16 protein-coding genes are annotated in these 17,255 nt (G+C 34.1%); 15 read left to right on the top strand and 1 reads right to left on the bottom strand.

What is annotated here, in order from left to right:
• Window position 1 precedes the first annotated feature (1 nt).
• The 14 genes from truA (at window position 2) to ACFVRR_RS20920 (ending at window position 15,773) form a co-directional block, all read left to right on the top strand.
• Window positions 2–745, top strand: coding sequence for a tRNA pseudouridine(38-40) synthase TruA (truA, locus tag ACFVRR_RS20985; protein WP_387332383.1), 744 nt, complete (start codon window positions 2–4; stop codon window positions 743–745).
• Window positions 746–902: 157 nt separating this feature from the next.
• Entirely contained in the window at window positions 903–1,340 is a 438-nt protein-coding gene (gene rplM / locus ACFVRR_RS20980) for a 50S ribosomal protein L13 (RefSeq protein ID WP_098121876.1), read from the top strand.
• A 21-nt stretch (window positions 1,341–1,361) separates the two neighbouring features.
• Entirely contained in the window at window positions 1,362–1,754 is a 393-nt protein-coding gene (gene rpsI, locus ACFVRR_RS20975) for a 30S ribosomal protein S9 (RefSeq protein ID WP_056467505.1), read from the top strand.
• A 379-nt stretch (window positions 1,755–2,133) separates the two neighbouring features.
• The gene (locus ACFVRR_RS20970; RefSeq protein WP_387332380.1) at window positions 2,134–3,405 is read left to right on the top strand and encodes a cation:dicarboxylate symporter family transporter; all 1,272 of its coding nucleotides are present in this window, start codon (window positions 2,134–2,136) and stop codon (window positions 3,403–3,405) included.
• A gap of 18 nt (window positions 3,406–3,423) precedes the next feature.
• Window positions 3,424–4,860, top strand: coding sequence for an aspartate ammonia-lyase (aspA, locus tag ACFVRR_RS20965; protein WP_387332378.1), 1,437 nt, complete (start codon window positions 3,424–3,426; stop codon window positions 4,858–4,860).
• 227 nt (window positions 4,861–5,087) lie between these two features.
• Complete coding sequence (locus tag ACFVRR_RS20960; RefSeq protein ID WP_387332376.1) at window positions 5,088–6,782, top strand: NAD-dependent malic enzyme; 1,695 nt, start codon at window positions 5,088–5,090, stop codon at window positions 6,780–6,782.
• A 114-nt stretch (window positions 6,783–6,896) separates the two neighbouring features.
• Window positions 6,897–8,210: an ATP-binding protein gene (locus ACFVRR_RS20955; protein WP_387332443.1), complete on the top strand. Its 1,314-nt coding sequence runs from the start codon at window positions 6,897–6,899 to the stop codon at window positions 8,208–8,210.
• Window positions 8,207–9,139: a response regulator gene (locus ACFVRR_RS20950; RefSeq protein WP_387332375.1), complete on the top strand. Its 933-nt coding sequence runs from the start codon at window positions 8,207–8,209 to the stop codon at window positions 9,137–9,139. The genes ACFVRR_RS20955 and ACFVRR_RS20950 overlap by 4 nt, the downstream gene beginning before the upstream one ends.
• Before the next feature lie 219 nt (window positions 9,140–9,358).
• Window positions 9,359–10,684 carry a phage portal protein gene (locus ACFVRR_RS20945; protein ID WP_387332373.1) on the top strand — a complete coding sequence of 442 codons (1,326 nt, stop codon included), beginning with the start codon at window positions 9,359–9,361 and terminating at the stop codon, window positions 10,682–10,684.
• 162 nt (window positions 10,685–10,846) lie between these two features.
• A complete protein-coding gene (locus ACFVRR_RS20940) occupies window positions 10,847–12,115 on the top strand; it encodes a saccharopine dehydrogenase family protein (RefSeq protein ID WP_387332371.1) in 1,269 nt (422 codons plus the stop codon).
• Between the two features lie 241 nt (window positions 12,116–12,356).
• On the top strand, window positions 12,357–12,788 hold the full coding sequence (locus ACFVRR_RS20935) for a DUF2521 family protein (protein ID WP_387332369.1): 432 nt from the start codon (window positions 12,357–12,359) through the stop codon (window positions 12,786–12,788).
• A 58-nt stretch (window positions 12,789–12,846) separates the two neighbouring features.
• Complete coding sequence (gene cwlD / locus ACFVRR_RS20930; RefSeq protein ID WP_056467529.1) at window positions 12,847–13,557, top strand: N-acetylmuramoyl-L-alanine amidase CwlD; 711 nt, start codon at window positions 12,847–12,849, stop codon at window positions 13,555–13,557.
• 374 nt (window positions 13,558–13,931) lie between these two features.
• Window positions 13,932–14,993, top strand: coding sequence for an Mrp/NBP35 family ATP-binding protein (locus ACFVRR_RS20925; RefSeq protein WP_387332366.1), 1,062 nt, complete (start codon window positions 13,932–13,934; stop codon window positions 14,991–14,993).
• 192 nt (window positions 14,994–15,185) lie between these two features.
• Complete coding sequence (locus ACFVRR_RS20920; RefSeq protein WP_387332364.1) at window positions 15,186–15,773, top strand: KinB-signaling pathway activation protein; 588 nt, start codon at window positions 15,186–15,188, stop codon at window positions 15,771–15,773.
• Window positions 15,774–15,794: 21 nt separating this feature from the next.
• Here ACFVRR_RS20920 and pdaB read toward each other — a convergent pair whose 3' ends face one another.
• Window positions 15,795–16,562, bottom strand: coding sequence for a polysaccharide deacetylase family sporulation protein PdaB (gene pdaB / locus ACFVRR_RS20915; protein WP_387332362.1), 768 nt, complete (start codon window positions 16,560–16,562; stop codon window positions 15,795–15,797).
• 152 nt (window positions 16,563–16,714) lie between these two features.
• Here pdaB and ACFVRR_RS20910 point away from each other — a divergent pair, with 152 nt between their 5' ends.
• On the top strand, window positions 16,715–16,891 hold the full coding sequence (locus ACFVRR_RS20910) for a hypothetical protein (protein ID WP_387332360.1): 177 nt from the start codon (window positions 16,715–16,717) through the stop codon (window positions 16,889–16,891).
• Window positions 16,892–17,255 lie beyond the last annotated feature (364 nt).

Here is a 17,255-nt window from a genome sequence, read left to right as displayed (position 1 = left end):
TATGAATCGAATTAAATGTATAATTTCATATGATGGCACACTTTTTAATGGATACCAAGTACAACCTAATCAGAGAACAGTCCAAACAGATTTTGAGAAGGTTCTTACAAAAATGCACAAAGGTAATCCAATAAGAATCCATGCATCTGGTAGGACAGATACAGGGGTACACGCAGTAGGACAAGTAATTCATTTTGATAGTGTATATGCCCTTCAACCAGAGCAATGGAAGAGAGCATTAAATGCACAATTGCCCAAAGATATTAATGTCAGAAATGTAGAGATTGTCGATGATAATTTTCATTCTAGATTTGACGTCGTTCGGAAAGAATACCGTTATTTTATTTGGAATGAAAAAGACGAAAATGTTTTTTCTAGAAACCATCATTATTTTTTTCCTTTTGATCTAAATATTGTTAAAATGCAAGAAGCATTAGATTGCTTACTAGGTACACATGATTTTAGTTCCTTTTGTGCATCAAATACGGATATTAAGGACAAAGTACGAACGATTTATAAAGGAAGTATTAATAAAACAGATCAGGGGCTTGTCATCGCTCTTGAAGGAAATGGTTTTCTTTATAATATGGTAAGAATAATTGTTGGAACATTAATTGAAGTAGGGCAAGGAAAGCGTGATATAGAAAGTGTTAAAAACGCATTATTAGCACGTGATCGAGCCAAGGCTGGCAAGACTTCACCGCCTAATGGGCTGTTTTTATGGAAAGTTGATTATAACAACTAATCCTGGTGTAACATTTGCTTGACATTAGAAGGTATAAAGTTTAATATTAAATACGGTATTGTTTTAAGAACCACGATTAGCCCCGGAACCAGTCGTGTTAAAGATAAACAATAAAAACAATTTTACTTTATGTATATTGTATTAGGAGGAAAATAGAATGCGCACAACTTATATGGCAAAAGCTAGCGAAGTTGAACGTAAGTGGTTCGTTGTAGACGCTGAAGGAAAAACTTTAGGTCGTCTTGCAACTGAAGTAGCTACTTTACTTCGCGGTAAGCACAAACCAACTTTCACACCACACGTTGATACAGGTGATAACGTAATCATCATCAATGCTGAGAAAGTTGAATTAACAGGAAACAAATTAAACAATAAAATTTACTACCGTCATACTATGTATGCTGGTGGTTTAAAAGAGCGTACAGCTTTAGAAATGCGTACTAACTACCCAGTTAAAATGCTTGAATTAGCTGTTAAAGGTATGCTTCCAAAAGGACGTCTTGGACGTGCTCAAGTTAAAAAGTTACACGTGTATGCTGGTAACGAGCATCCACACCAAGCACAAAAACCAGAAGTTTACGAACTTCGCGGTTAATTATAAAAGGAGGGCATTCACATGGCACAAGTACAATACTATGGCACAGGACGTCGTAAAAGCTCAGTAGCTCGTGTACGTTTAGTTCCTGGCGAAGGACGCGTTATCATTAACGGTCGTGATTTTGAAGATTACATCCCATTCGCTGCATTAAGAGAAGTTGTTAAACAACCACTTGTTGCAACTGAAACATTAGGTAGCTATGATATCTTAGTAAACGTTAACGGTGGTGGATACACTGGTCAAGCTGGTGCAATTCGTCACGGTATCTCAAGAGCATTATTACAAGTTGATCCTGAATACCGCGGAACTTTAAAACGCGCTGGATTATTAACTCGTGATGCACGTATGAAAGAACGTAAAAAATACGGTCTTAAAGGTGCACGTAGAGCTCCTCAGTTCTCAAAACGTTAATTTTTATTTATACGTTCAAAACTCCTCTCCACTTTGTGGACAGGAGTTTTTTATTTTGTGGGTTTATTTCATTATGCGTAAATTCCTCTATTTTCAATTCTTCCCCAAACTATACTTCCTTTTTCCTATCTTTCCCTTGATTATGGACAGACATTTTTGTCTGTCTGATATTATTTCAAAATGAAGGGGCTTTATTACACGAGCTACTTTTTCTTTTGACCTATTCCTGTTCAATCCGTTCGACCATTTAGCGTTTTTGAAATTTTTTATAATTATTTTAAAAGTGTTTGTAGGTTTTTGTATTGTTTTGTAGGTTTGCATATAGAATTAGTTATGTATTTCATTTATATGTTTGAAAGCGTTAACAAGGGGGATTTATATGAAGAAATTTGGATTAGCTACGCAAATCTTTGTTGCTCTTATATTAGGTATTGTTGTGGGAGCTTTAGTATACGGAAATGAAAAGGCAATATCTTATATTCAACCGATTGGTGATATCTTTATTCATTTAATTAAAATGATCGTTATGCCAATTGTAATTTCGGCTCTTGTAGTAGCTGTAGCAGGTGTAGGGGATATAAAGAAGCTAGGGAAACTTGGAGGAAAAACACTTCTTTATTTTGAAATCATTACGACGATTGCCCTTGGTATTGGAATGCTTGCAGCGAATTTATTCCACCCAGGTAAAGGCGTAGATATGACTCATCTGCAAAAAGGTGATATTTCAGCATATGAACAAACAGCAACTGCAACTCAACAAAGTGGTTTTGCAGAGACAATTGTTCATATTTTCCCGAAAAATGTGTTTGAATCAATGGCACAAGGTGATTTATTGCCGATTATTTTCTTCTCTGTTCTATTTGGTTTAGGAGTAGCAGCGATAGGAGAAAAAGGAAAGCCTGTTCTAGGATTTTTTGAAGGCGTATTAGAAGCGATGTTTTGGGTTACAAATCAAGTTATGAAAACCGCTCCGTTTGGGGTTTTCGCGTTAATTGCTGTAACAGTTGCAAAGTTTGGTGTAAGTACTTTATTACCACTTGGTAAACTTGTTTTAGCTGTTTATGTAACTGTTGCATTTTTTGCTATTGTTATTTTAGGTATTAATGCTAAAATGACAGGGACGAATATTTTTACACTTATGAAGATTTTAAAGGAAGAGCTGATTCTCTCTTTTACAACAGCAAGTTCTGAAGCAGTACTTCCAAACATTATGAAAAAAATGGAAGACATGGGTTGTCCAAAAGCAATAGTATCTTTTGTTATACCGACAGGGTACTCGTTTAATTTAACGGGTTCAGCGATTTACCAAGCACTTGCTGCATTATTTGTTGCTCAGATGTACAATATTCACATGTCATTTATGGAGCAGGTAACATTATTGTTTGTACTAATGCTTACATCAAAAGGTATGGCTGGTGTCCCTGGTGCATCGTTCGTAGTAGTACTGGCTACACTAGGTTCAATGGGATTACCTTTAGAAGGAATCGCATTAATTGCAGGTATTGATCGTATTTTAGATATGGTTCGTTCTGCAGTAAATGTATTAGGAAACTCGTTAGCAGCCATTACGATGGCGAAATGGGAAGGCGAATACGATAAAGATAAAGCGCAACAATATATTGATTCGATTAAGGAGTCAAAAGTTGCGTAAAGATGGGAGAAAAAACAAATGGCGGCTACTGAATTTAAACCAAACATACGCATTGAAAAAGATTTTTTAGGGGAAAAAGAAATTCCAGCAGATGCCTACTATGGTGTCCAAACATTACGCGCAGTTGAGAATTTTCCTATTACTGGTTATAAAATTAACGAAGAGCTTATTAAAGCTTTAGCAATTGTAAAGAAAGCAGCAGCACTTGCTAACGTAGAAACAAAACGCCTTTATGAGGGAAATGGTAAAGCGATTGCAGAGGCAGCTCAAGAAATTATTGAGGGCAAATGGCATGATCAGTTCATTGTTGATCCGATTCAAGGTGGAGCAGGGACATCAATGAATATGAATGCAAATGAAGTTATTGCAAATCGTGCGCTTGAAATACTAGGTAAAGAAAAAGGTGACTATTTCTGCATTAGTCCAAATACCCATGTAAATATGTCGCAGTCTACAAATGATGCATTCCCAACTGCAATTCATATCGCGACTTTAAATATGTTAGAGAAATTGTTAAACACAATGAATTATATGCGTGATGTATTTGACTTAAAGGCAAAAGAATTTGACCATGTCATTAAAATGGGCCGTACTCACTTGCAAGATGCAGTACCTATTCGTTTAGGACAAGAATTCGAAGCATATTCTCGAGTACTTGGTCGTGATATAAAACGTATCGAACAATCTCGTCAGCACTTATATGAAGTAAATATGGGGGCTACAGCGGTTGGAACAGGTTTAAATGCAGATCCACGCTATATTGAATTAGTTGTTAAGCAACTTGCTGAAATAAGCGGCTTATCACTTGTTGGAGCTGAGCATCTTGTTGATGCTACTCAAAACACTGATGCTTACACAGAAGTATCGGCAGCTCTAAAAGTATGTATGATGAATATGTCTAAAATTGCGAATGATTTACGTTTAATGGCTTCTGGCCCACGTGCAGGTCTTGGTGAAATTTCATTGCCAGCACGTCAACCTGGTTCATCTATTATGCCAGGTAAAGTAAATCCTGTAATGGCAGAAGTTATTAATCAAGTTGCATTCCAAGTAATCGGTAATGATCATACAATTTGTTTAGCATCTGAAGCGGGACAATTAGAATTAAACGTTATGGAGCCAGTTCTTGTATTTAATTTACTTCAATCAATTAACATTATGAATAATGGATTCCGTGCATTTACTGATAATTGTTTAAAAGGAATTGAAGCAAATGAAGACAGAATGAAAGAATATGTAGAAAAAAGCGTTGGTCTAATTACAGCGGTTAATCCACATATCGGTTATGAAGTTGCTGCGAGAATAGCGAGAGAAGCTATTTTAACAGGAAAGCCAATTCGTGAACTTTGCTTAAAATATGATGTATTATCAGAAGAAGAGCTTGATTTAATTTTAGATCCATTTGAAATGACTCACCCTGGTATTGCTGGTGCAGTTCTTTTAGAACGTCAATAAATTTGTCAGCCTGCTGATAAACGCTCACTTTCTATGTTGCTTAGCCTGTTTGCGGTGCCTATACCGCCATGTATGTAATTTTAGCACCGCTTCTGGCCTTGCGCATTGAAAGATAATTCGTTTTCAATCAGTCTGCAATTTAATTATTACAAAGTAAGGGCGAAAAGCCCTTTTTTGCTTAACTAAAAAAGATAAAAATAAATTAGATAGAAAAGGGATGGGATTATATGCATAAATTCAAGGTAGGTTCGAATGGAGAAGTGGAGACTACCTTGCGTGGTGCCGAATTATTAGGTGTGCCAATGCTTAATAAAGGAGTTGCATTTACTCAAGAGGAACGAAAAGAATTAGGTTTAACAGGATTATTACCGCCTGCTGTACTGACGCTGGAGGAGCAAGCTAAACGTGCTTACGCGCAATTCTCGTCACAACCTACTGATTTGCATAAAAATGTTGCATTATCAGCTTTACATGATCGTAATGAAACTTTATTTTATCGAGTACTAACTGATCACTTACCTGAAATGCTTCCGGTTGTTTATACACCAACAGTTGGTTTAGCAATTCAACGTTATAGTAATGAATATAGAAGACCTCGTGGTTTGTATCTTTCTATTAATGAAGAAGATGGTATTGAACAAGCTTTTGATAATCATGGCGCGAATGCTGATGAGATTGATTTAATCGTTATTACTGACGGTGAAGGAATATTAGGAATTGGTGACTGGGGAGTTGGAGGTATTAATATCGCAATCGGCAAATTAGCGGTATATACTGCTGCGGCAGGTATTGATCCAGCACGAGTATTGCCAGTTGTTTTAGATGTTGGTACTGATCGCGAAGAGCTACTAGATAATCCATTTTATGTTGGAAACCGTCATCCTCGCGTTCGCGATAGCAGATATGATGCGTTCATTGATAAGTTTGTAATGACTGCGGTAGAAAAATTCCCAAATGCATTACTTCATTGGGAGGATTTCAGCTCTAAAAATGCACGAAACATATTAGATAAGTATCGTCACCAAGTTTGTACTTTCAATGATGATATTCAAGGCACAGGAGCTGTATCACTTGCAGCTGTTTTAGCAGCAGTGAATGCTTCTGGTATTCCATTAAGTGAACATCGTGTAGTTGTATTCGGTTCAGGAGCGGCTGGTATTGGAATCGCAGATCAAGTACGTGATGCAATGGTACGTGAAGGCCTTTCATTTGAATTAGCAAACCGCAGATTCTGGTGTATTGACCGAAATGGATTGCTTGCGGAGGATATGGAAGGGTTGTTCGACTTCCAACAACCGTATGCACGCCCAATCGAGGAAAATAATTCAGGTGCCAGCCTAGCAGAAGTTGTAAGCCAAGTTCATCCTACGATTTTAATTGGTACTTCAACTGTTGCTGGTGCTTTCACAGAAGAGATTGTAAAAGATATGGCAGCACATGTTGAAAGACCTGTAATTTTACCGATGTCCAATCCTACACCACTTGCAGAAGCAAAACCTTCTGATTTGATTAAGTGGACTGAAGGAAGAGCATTGGTAGCAACAGGAAGTCCATTTGCTCCAGTAACATATAACAAAACGGTTTATGTAATTGGTCAATCAAATAACGCGCTAATTTTCCCTGGCTTAGGACTTGGAACAAATGTTTCACGCGCTAGTATTATTACTGATGGTATGTTTGCAGCGGCTGCAGAAGCTGTAGCGGAAATGATCGATGTAAGTAAATTAGGTGCACCTTTACTTCCTCAAATCGAGAATCTACGAACTATTTCTGAAGTAGTTGCGATTGAAGTAGCAAAAGCAGCAGTTGCTGATGGAGTAGCTCGAGTAGTGCACGACGATATTGAGCAAGCTGTACGAAACGCAATGTGGGAGCCTGCATATCGTCCGATGAAAGCTACAAAAGAATTGGTCACTATATAAAAATAAAAAATACAGCTTGTACTATCAAGCTGTATTTTCTTATGAAATTTAGTAGTATGGAGGATCATTGTGTTAATAACAACAAGGCGATATACTAGTAGCAAAAATCAGGAAGTGGCGGATTTGAAATCAAAAGGACTGCAAGGTAAAGATTTTTGGATTGTTATTGCACTTATGGTTATAGTTCCAATAGCGGGAGAACTAAACTTTCATCCATTTGATAATATATTTCGCGTTAGTTTTGGAACCCCAATTTTTTTCTTTTCTTTATTGTATTTTAGGAATTATCATTCTGTTTTAATAGGGCTGTTAATAGGCATATCTGTCTTTGTATTCCGTGTTGGACTAGATTGGTTAGTATTGACCGATTTTAATCTTGCTTCATCTTTTACGGTTAGATTTCCTACGTTCTTATATTATTTTTCATATTCCGTCTTCTTTTATTTACTGAAGGTGAATCGAAATCAGCAACCTTTGCTAATAGGAATCTTCGGTATTACTATTGAAATCACTTCTAGTTTAATCGAATTAATACTTCAACTATATGGAATGGGTTCTTCACTTACAGTCGAAGAGTTAAACAAAATTATTATTATTGCGGTGTTTAGAAGCTTCTTTGTATTAGCGTTTATCAATATGATGAAACTTTACGAGCTAAAACTGAAGGAATCACAAACTCGTAAAGAAAATGAAAATATGCTGATGCATTTATCCAATTTGTATGTAGAGTCTGTTTATTTGAAAAAGACATTACAAAATGCTGAAACAATAACAAAAGAATCCTACAATTTATATCGAGACATGAGTAAGTACAAGCAGGATTTAGGAGTTCCAATTGAAAAATGGGGGAGCAAATCTTTAAGAATTGCTGGAGAGGTACATGAAATAAAAAAGGATAACCAAAGAATTTTTGCTGGACTTTCTAAACTTATTACAAGTGAAAGTTTGCCTGAATATATGAGTGTAAATGATTTAGTGACAATGGTGATCCGAATTAATCAAAAATATGCAGGCATGCTAGGAAAGAAAATTGAGTTTATTTCTGAAATAAAGGGACAACATCCGCATTATCATATCTATCTAATGCTATCGTTTATTAATAATTTAGTTGCGAACGCAGTTGAAGCTATAGAACATAAAGGGACGATTCTCTTATCAATAGAAAGAGTTGAAGATTGGATTGAATGTAAGGTTATTGATAATGGACCTGGAGTTCCTTCAAAAAATATGAAGCTTATTTTTAAACCTGGGTTTACTTCTAAATATAGCGATGATGGAACACCATCTACAGGAATCGGTTTATCCTATATCAAAGAAATGGCAGAAGAACTGGGAGGAGAAGTTATTCTCAATCAAAAAGAGAGTGAATGTATTTTTACGATTCGACTACCAATTGGAGCTCTCGTCTTAGAAAGGATGAATTTATGAACTTTTATATCACAGATGATGATGAAGTCTTCCGATCGATGTTATCACAAATCATAGAGGATGAAGAACTAGGTGAAGTTGTTGGTGAGGCGGAAGACGGCTTTTATTTAGATGCAAATATGCTTGAAATAAATCACGTTGATATATTATTTATCGATTTATTAATGCCTCTTCAGGACGGTATAGAAACAATACGGAGAATGGGATCTTCATTCAAAGGGAAAATTATTATGATTTCTCAAGTCGAGTCTAAAGAATTAGTTGGAGAAGCTTATTCTCTCGGTATTGAATACTACATTACTAAGCCATTGAACAAAATTGAAGTGATATCGGTTGTTAGAAAGGTCTTGGAGCGGATTCGACTAGAGCGTTCGATTTTTGATATTCAAAAGTCATTAAGTAATGTTTTTGATGTAAATTCAATCAATCAACATAATCCAGTGTCTGATAAAAAGAAAATTACGGATTGGGGACAGGTTCTATTATCTGAACTTGGCATAGCTGGAGAAAATGGGAGCAAAGACTTGCTTGATATGATCAATTATCTATATGAATATGAATCGAATTTTGGTTTAGAGGCAGGATTTCCTACATTAAAGGATATATACACTCACATTAGTTTGAAAAAGCTAGGGATTGTTAATTCTCAAGAAGACGTTGAGCGGGAAAGGAAATCATCAGAACAACGAGTTCGTAGAGCAATTTATCAATCATTAAACCATATGGCATCAATAGGACTAACAGATTTTGCGAACCCTAAATTTGAAAATTATGCTTCAAAGTTTTTTGATTTTGAAACAGTTCGTCAAAGAATGAGTGAATTGAAGCAAGTATCCTTGACTTCATCAACACATACTCGCATTAATGCAAAGAAATTTATACAAGTTTTATACTTTGAATCGAAACAGCTTTTAGTTGAAAGATATTAACAATAAATTTTATAGACCCTCAGGGCGCTTTTGCTGAGGGCCTTTTTGTATGAGATTACTAGAATAAACTAAATAGTATGCTCATATTTTAAAATGACGAAAAATTAAAAAACTCTAATAATTCATTCTCAAATTGAAGCATAGATGATTTTTAAAAGAATAAAATAATATACCTTAATAAATTATACCTATGGCCATCTACGTTAGGGGTGATGTACATTGGGATTGATCGACTGGATAATGGGCAAGATGAATTTTCAATCAAGTACTAGTTCTTTTGAATTATTAAATGATGAAGGGGATGGCCAATTAACATTAGGCGATACATTATTTAAGAATGATGTGATCAGGGCATGTATTAGACCTAAAGCCAATGCAATTGGAAAACTAAAAGTAACGCATGTCAGAGAAAATAATAGAGAATGCAAGATTAACCCTGATCCATGGGTTTATAATGTACTGCAAGAACCAAATCCATTTATGTCTAGGCAATTACTTTTAGAGAAAATGGTAACTCAGCTTGATCTAAACAGTAATGCGTTTGCATTTATAATGCGAAATGATTTTGGTTATCCTACCGCTATTTTTCCTATTCCTTGTACGAAAGTTGAAGTGCTCGAGAATAATCAAGGTTTGATCTTTTTAAAATTCACATTCAAAACAAAAAATGTACTAATTTTACCTTATAAAGATATCATTCATTTAAGACAAGATTTTAATAGTAATGATCTATTTGGTACGCCACCATACGATCCCTTACTTCCTTTATTAGAAGTGATTGATTCTGTAGATGACAGTATCATCAATAATGTAAGTAACAATCGTTTTATGAATTGGTTATTGAACTTTAAGGAAGTACTAGATCAAGATGATATGATTAAGAATACGAATGAATTTGTAAACAATTATATGAAATATACAGGAGACGGTGTAAAAGCAGGTTTTTCAGAGCCAACGTACACTTTACAACAAGTACCCACAAGTAATTATGCTCCAGAAGCACAAAGAACAAGTGATGCAATCAAAAGAATCTATAGTTTTTTTAATACGAACGAAAACATCGTTCAAAGTACATTTAATGAGGATCAATGGAATTCGTATAATGAAGCTGTTATTAATCCTTTAGTCATCCAGCTAAATAATGAATTTACACGTAAGTTCTTCACTCCAGCGGAACGGAAAAATGGTAATCGGATCGTTTTTGAAGCATCTAACTTAGAATTTGCATCGATTGCAACTAAATTAGCGTTTTCAATTATGGTAGAACGAGCTTCTTTAACTCCTAATGAATGGCGTTCTCTATTTGGAATCGGACCAATCCAAAGAGGTGAAGTACCACTTCTAAAAAATGATACTGCTCCAATCGATCAAAAAGAAAGAGATAGAGAATTTGAGTTACGTGTTGAAAGGGAAAAGAAACGGGAAGAAGAATTTGAAAGATGCAGACAAGAGTGTTTAGAAGAATGCAAAGAATTTAAAGAATTTTGTAAGGAAGAACAGAAGAAACTTTTAGAAAAACCAGAAACAGACGAAAAAAATAATTAATTAGATAAAATAGAGCTATTAACTAATTATTAGTTAGGATTTTTTTTTCAATTAGAAAGTTAGCATAGGTTAGATAGACAGGATACTTGTCCGAACACTTTTTCCATCGGTTCATATAGTAAAGTAAAAGCTAATATTAAACCAATTTATGGAGTTGTTTATATGTTTGAAAAAGATGCGATTATTACCCTCTTAGGTAGTTCTGGCGGAGTGGCAAAGGCAGTACTTTCCATATTTAATAAAGCGGCAAAGGATCCAAAAGATCCGATCCATCAGATAATGAAAAATGCCAGGTTTCATTTAATTGATTTAAAACAGAAAGATTTAACTTATTTTGAAAGGATTATCCCTAACATAATAGAAAACGTTACATTTCATGAAATGAATGTTAATAATATTGATTTAATGAAAAAACATCTAATAGAGAGTAATACAGTTATTGTAGTTGATGTTTCTAGAGCGGATTCTGTTGAAATGTTGCGCTGTTGTAATGAGTTTGGTATGAACTATGTCAACACAGCTTTAGAAAGTGAAATAGTAGATGAAGATGAAAGTATTAGTTCTGGGTTCCCACTTAAAGAACGCTTACGTATCTTCGAGGAAAATAAACGAAAGTTTAAAAATACTACAGCAATTATTGGTTCAGGAATGAATCCTGGAATTGTGCAATGGATGGCAATCGATTTAATGAACCAATTCCCTTCCGAAAAACCTCTTGCATGTTACATTGTTGAACATGATAATTCTTTTTATGAAAACCCTTCAATAGCTCAAAAAGAAACAATTTACACCACATGGTCCCCAGATTGCTTCCTAGAAGAGGCAGTCACAAGCTTTCCTATGTTTGTTAAACAAAATATTCCAATTTTCTTGTATGATGATGTCTATTCTGTTGAATTTAAAGTAACGTTGGGGGAAAAAGTCTTTTATGGTTGTCTTATGCCACATGAAGAAGTATTTATTATTGGCAAATTGTTCAACTTAGAGAGTGGTTTTGTGTATCGTGTTAATGAGCATACAACAAATCTAATTAAAAATAATTTAAAAAACACTGACGAAATATTGGGTTTTGATAAAAAGCTTCTAGATCCTTCAACAGCTCCATTAGTAGGAGAGGACGTAGTTGGAGTTTTACTTGTGTACGAAGATAAAGAGCGCTATATCTATAATGTTATGACCAATAAAGATTCATTCGCTAATTACGGTACAAATGCAACCTATCTTCAAGTTGCGTGCGGAGTTTATGCAGGAGTTGCAAGTTTATTTTTGGATACAGTAGTAAAAGGTGCCTACTTTGTTGATGAGTTAGTATTAAATACAAATAGTAAATATGGACAGTATTTAAAATATCATATGACTCAGTTTGTATATGGAGAAAATGAAAAAAGTGATGGATTACTTTTACAAAGAATGAAATCATTCGATAATTAAAAATACGAAAAAGGGGGAAAGTTTTTTGATTCCCCTCTTTTTTATTTCATTTAAGTATGGGTAGACCTTTGTAAGTCTTAAAAAAATGCGTTTTCAATTCAAAATTAACACAATTTTTCTATTATATAAAATCGGTGTTTTTTATGAAAATTATTATTTTTTTATGGAAGAAATTAAGTATGTAGTTTTTGAATGAAGCACCCCTTTTCGTCTTAGACTATGGCTACGGGGAGGTTTCATCATGAATCTTATAACAAATTTCCGAGAAAAAAGAAGAGCAAAGCAAATTACATTTGAAAAAAGCTTATTAAAAGAACTAAAAGTAATGCAATTAAAAGCCCAATTAAAGGATTCGTTTTCCTACTGTATAGACGCAGACATTAACCAAAGAAAAGCAAGAGAAGATTACTGTTTAGAGTTAGCGGTAGAAACATACTTATTGGGTGCAAGATATAGCCGATTTGGCTTTTATGGTGAACCAATTGAGAATGTTAAAAGAAGATCAGCTAAGGAATCTGAATGGTTAGCTTATTTATTTTATTCTTCTGTATTTGGCCGTAAGGATGATATTCAAACAGAACCGTTTGACCGATGTAAATCTTTTTTAAATAATTGGTGGTTAGATGGATATGTAAAAGGAGAAAGAAGACATAGACTTCGTTTATCAAAGTAAGTCATATTCTTCCTAGTTGTCCCATATATTTTTTATAGGACAATCAGGGGGAGAAAAAATGAAAAGATGGCATTTAATCGTTATCATTGTAACCTTTGTTTTTTTGATTTTGAGTATACCTTTATTACAAAAAACTTCAAAGACCTGGAATTTTAGAGGACTACCTCTAGATGGAAAAGTGATTGTTTTGGATGCTGGACATGGTGGACCAGATGGAGGTGCTTCAGGTGGAGATGTTATTGAAAAAGTTGTTGCTCTATCAATAACAAACAAACTGAGGGATTATTTACAAGGTCAAGGTGCAACGGTTATTATGACAAGAGATGGAGATTACGATCTAGCAGAGGATGGAATGAAAGGATATAGTAGAAGAAAAAGCGTTGATTTAAGGAAAAGGGTAGAAATTATTAATGGATCGAACGCAGACCTATACATATCAATTCATTTAAACTCCTTACCAAGAACATCTTCAAAAGGTGCACAAACATTCTTTTATGGTTCATTAATTGAAAATGAGCGATTTGCAAAATACGTCCAAGCTGAGTTAAGGGAAAGTTTAAATAATACTCATCGATTAGCGAAAATTATTAATCATGTTTATTTGATGAAATATGCAAAAGTACCAGGAGCGCTTGTAGAAGTTGGCTTTTTATCAAATTATGAAGAAAGTCAGCAGTTAAGAGATGAAGAATATCAAGATAAACTTGCTGCAGCTATATATAGAGGGGTTATTAGATATTATACAGATAAAAATGAACCGCCAAATTAATCGGTGTTTCAAACTTTGGCAAACGCTCGCTATCTTCGTTACTTCGTCTGCTTACGGTGCTCATTACCGTTTAGGTTTGAATTAGTTTGAAAATCATATTTTTTGGACTGCGTCTACGTAAAGAAACCGCCAAATTAATCGGTGTTTCAAACTTTGGCAAACGCTCGCTTTCTTCGTTACTTCGTCTGCTTACGGTGCTCATTACCGTTTAGGTTTGAATTAGTTTGAAAATCATATTTTTGGACTTCGTCTACGATAAGGAACCGCCGAATTATTCGGTGGTTTTCATTTTTACTAACTAATTAATGTTACTTAAGACTAACTATGATACATGTGTTATACTATTTAGTATATTAAGATAACGAGGTGTAAATATGCTTACCAATGAACAAGTATTATCACTTTTAGGTACAATTAATGAGCCATTTTTAAATAAATCATTAGCAGAATTAGATGCTGTTAAAGAAATATCGATAAAAGAAGAGAAGAAACATGTAAGCGTTAAAATTGCATTGTTGAAAACGGGCACAGCTGAACAAATGCAAATTCAAACACAAATTGTTCAGTTATTAAAGCAGAATGGTGCTGATACTGTTGGAATTCGATTTACTGAATTTACAGAAGAAGAAAAAGGTCAGTTTATTGAAGACAATGAAGAAAACTCAACACTTTCACTATTAGATAATAAAAAAGTACAATTTTTAGCGATCGCAAGTGGAAAAGGTGGAGTAGGAAAATCAACTGTTTCTGTAAACTTAGCTGTTTCTCTAGCAAGATTAGGTAAAAAAGTAGGTATAATTGATGCTGATATTTATGGCTTTAGTGTACCGGATATGATGGGGATTACGACAAGACCTGTGATCAGGGGTGAGCGTATCATTCCAGTCGATCGTTTTGGCGTAAAGGTTATTTCAATGGGATTCTTTGTAGAAGATAATTCACCAATTATTTGGAGAGGTCCAATGCTTGGTAAAATGCTACAACAGTTTTTCACAGAAGTTGAATGGGGAGATTTAGACTATTTATTACTAGATTTACCACCAGGTACTGGAGATGTAGCGTTAGACGTTCATAGCATGTTACCATCTTGTAAGGAAATAATTGTTACAACACCACATCCTACAGCTTCAATTGTTGCGGCTAGAGCGGGAGTAATGGCATTAAAAACAAATCATGAAATTATTGGTGTTGTAGAAAACATGAGTTATTTTGAAAGTAAAAAAACTGGCGAAAAAGAGTATGTTTTTGGTAAAGGTGGAGGAGAAAGGCTTGCAAAAGAGCTTCAAACAACTCTATTAGGACAATTACCTTTACAGCAGCCTGATTGGGATGAAGAGGACTTTGCTCCTTCAATATATGATAAAGATCACCCAACTGGTAAAATCTATACGTCGATTGCTGAACAGGTAGTCGAAAAAATCGTATTAAATAAATAATAAACAATACCCTTTTAATTTGTATGCTTGTTTTTTGTTAGCAATGGTTATACGATAACCATGGCTAATATTTAGACATGAATTAAATTATTAGGGTATTTATATTGATTAAATAGTTAATAAAGTTTTATATGAATCGTTAATTTAAGAAGAAAATCAGAAGCTTTGTGAAAACGGGGGATTAAGAAACGAATGACGAGTCGGAAATTGGTTCGATTATTTTTAACAACATTACTAGTTGGTGGAATCGCAACAATCTTAACGGGTATTCTTTATGGATATAAAGAGTATTTTGGTTATGTTCAAGATGGTAGATTTATTAAACTTCTAGTAGAAGTATCATTTTTATTTATATTAGGATTAGTATTCAGTGCTGTAAGTCAGATGGGATTCTTTGCATATTTGACAATACATAGATTCGGATTAGGCTTATTTAAGTCATTATGGAATACAGTTCAAATTGTATTAATCATATTAGCTCTATTTGATTTAGCTTATTTTCGATTTAGAGAGTATGCGCATGGAGAAGCTTTTACTGTCTATTTAATATTCCCAATAGTGCTTTTAGTAGGTAGTTTGATTGTTTCTTATATAAAAATGAAAGAAACAAACAAAGGGGCGTTTATTCCAGCACTATTTTTTATGATTGTCGTTACAATCGTTGAATGGGTTCCTGCATTAAGACAGAATGATCTTTCGTGGTTAATTCTAATGTTAGTACCGTTATTTATTTGTAATGCGTATCAGTTATTAACACTACACAAAATACTAAAAAGCTAAGAGAAATTTCTCTTAGCTTTTTTATTTTACAATTTTAATATTTGTTTTAGTATTAGATATCATTTGAGAAACTGTTATGTTTTTATATCCTTCTTCTTTTAAGTAGGACCAAATTAATGGCAATGCTTTTGGCGTTTGAAGTGCCGAATCACTTGCATGAAGCAAAATGATGTCGCCCGGATCAGTATTATTTTCTACGCTTTTAACAATTTTATTTGTTCCAGGATTTCTCCAGTCTTCAGTATTAACACTCCAATGAATCACAGAAAGATTGTTCCGTGCAGCAAGTTTTATAACTTCTTTATTATATTCACCATTTGGTGGTCTAAATAACTTAACGTCTTTTACGCCTAGACGATTAAATACTTCTGCTGAATTATTTAAATCTCTTTGCATTTCAACTGGAGTTAGCTGGGTGTAGCTTTTATATCGATACCCAAGTGTTCCAATCTCGTGACCTTGCTTAACGATTGTTTCTACGATCTCTGGATGTCGCTCTGCCCATGATGCAGATAAGAAAAAAGTGGCATTCGTAATTTTTTGATTTCGTAATACATCCAAAACTTTGAGTACATTTTCATCGCCCCAGCTTATATCAAAAGTAAGAGATACATTTTTTTGCGAGGCATCACCTTTGTAAATTGCCATTGGCCCTTTGTTGGTTGAAAAAGTTGAAAATGTTTTAGGTGCTTGTATATAAACTAAGCAAGCTGTGAAAAATGCAATAATAGTAATTAAAGAAAATTGCTTTAGTTTCCTTTTTGAAGTGATGTAAAAGTAAAAAAGCATAAAATCGCCTTCTTTCTTGTCCAAGTTCTTATATAAAGGATATGAGATTTAGTAAGCTTGTATGCTATAAAACGAAATGATTAAATGTTCTAAGTATTAGAACAATAAAACTGGGATTTTCTTAAAGACGAAAGTACCATGGAGTGGGAATTATGTTTGGTATACTTCTAAATAAGGAGCATGTATTAGAGATCGAGTCGCTCATAATACGCTCGCTAAATGAATTAGATAAAGAGTTATCATCGCATAACTTAAATGAAAGAGTTAAAAATGAAATGATTCTAAAGAAGAAAATTTTATATGAAGTGTATAATAGATTACCGCTGTGAGTGGATTCACTTAAATAATGGTGTAGATTGTAAAAAGTAGAATTGCTTTCCATTTTTGCAATTAGTAAGAGGCTTGTTCATTTAGTCCATGAAAAAGATTTTTAAAAAAATCATATTTTGTGTTGACGTTATATTTGAATACGTGGTATATTATTCCTTGTCTTCAACGACAACAAAAACTGATTCAACAAATTAAAAAATATTTTTTAAAAAATGTTGACAGGATATATTACGAAATGGTAATATTAGAAAGTCGCTTACGGGCGATGAAGTGAACTTTGAAAACTAAACAAAACATGAAGTAAACGTCAATTATTAGTTTTTTGAGCAATACAAGATTTAAACTTAACTTTTATGGAGAGTT

The organism is Gottfriedia sp. NPDC057948 (assembly GCF_042887255.1).
Classification (GTDB): domain Bacteria; phylum Bacillota; class Bacilli; order Bacillales; family Bacillaceae_G; genus Gottfriedia.
This window is presented reverse-complemented; position numbering and strand designations above follow the sequence as displayed.

Bases quoted from the DNA above. Each gene is read 5' to 3' on its own strand.
- truA (WP_387332383.1), top strand. From the start codon at position 2: ATGAATCGAATTAAATGTATAATTTCATATGATGGCACACTTTTTAAT.
- rplM (WP_098121876.1), top strand. From the start codon at position 903: ATGCGCACAACTTATATGGCAAAAGCTAGCGAAGTTGAACGTAAGTGG.
- rpsI (WP_056467505.1), top strand. From the start codon at position 1,362: ATGGCACAAGTACAATACTATGGCACAGGACGTCGTAAAAGCTCAGTA.
- ACFVRR_RS20970 (WP_387332380.1), top strand. From the start codon at position 2,134: ATGAAGAAATTTGGATTAGCTACGCAAATCTTTGTTGCTCTTATATTA.
- aspA (WP_387332378.1), top strand. From the start codon at position 3,424: ATGGCGGCTACTGAATTTAAACCAAACATACGCATTGAAAAAGATTTT.
- ACFVRR_RS20960 (WP_387332376.1), top strand. From the start codon at position 5,088: ATGCATAAATTCAAGGTAGGTTCGAATGGAGAAGTGGAGACTACCTTG.
- ACFVRR_RS20950 (WP_387332375.1), top strand. From the start codon at position 8,207: ATGAACTTTTATATCACAGATGATGATGAAGTCTTCCGATCGATGTTA.
- ACFVRR_RS20940 (WP_387332371.1), top strand. From the start codon at position 10,847: ATGTTTGAAAAAGATGCGATTATTACCCTCTTAGGTAGTTCTGGCGGA.
- ACFVRR_RS20935 (WP_387332369.1), top strand. From the start codon at position 12,357: ATGAATCTTATAACAAATTTCCGAGAAAAAAGAAGAGCAAAGCAAATT.
- cwlD (WP_056467529.1), top strand. From the start codon at position 12,847: ATGAAAAGATGGCATTTAATCGTTATCATTGTAACCTTTGTTTTTTTG.
- ACFVRR_RS20925 (WP_387332366.1), top strand. From the start codon at position 13,932: ATGCTTACCAATGAACAAGTATTATCACTTTTAGGTACAATTAATGAG.
- ACFVRR_RS20920 (WP_387332364.1), top strand. From the start codon at position 15,186: ATGACGAGTCGGAAATTGGTTCGATTATTTTTAACAACATTACTAGTT.
- pdaB (WP_387332362.1), bottom strand. From the start codon at position 16,562: ATGCTTTTTTACTTTTACATCACTTCAAAAAGGAAACTAAAGCAATTT.
- ACFVRR_RS20910 (WP_387332360.1), top strand. From the start codon at position 16,715: ATGTTTGGTATACTTCTAAATAAGGAGCATGTATTAGAGATCGAGTCG.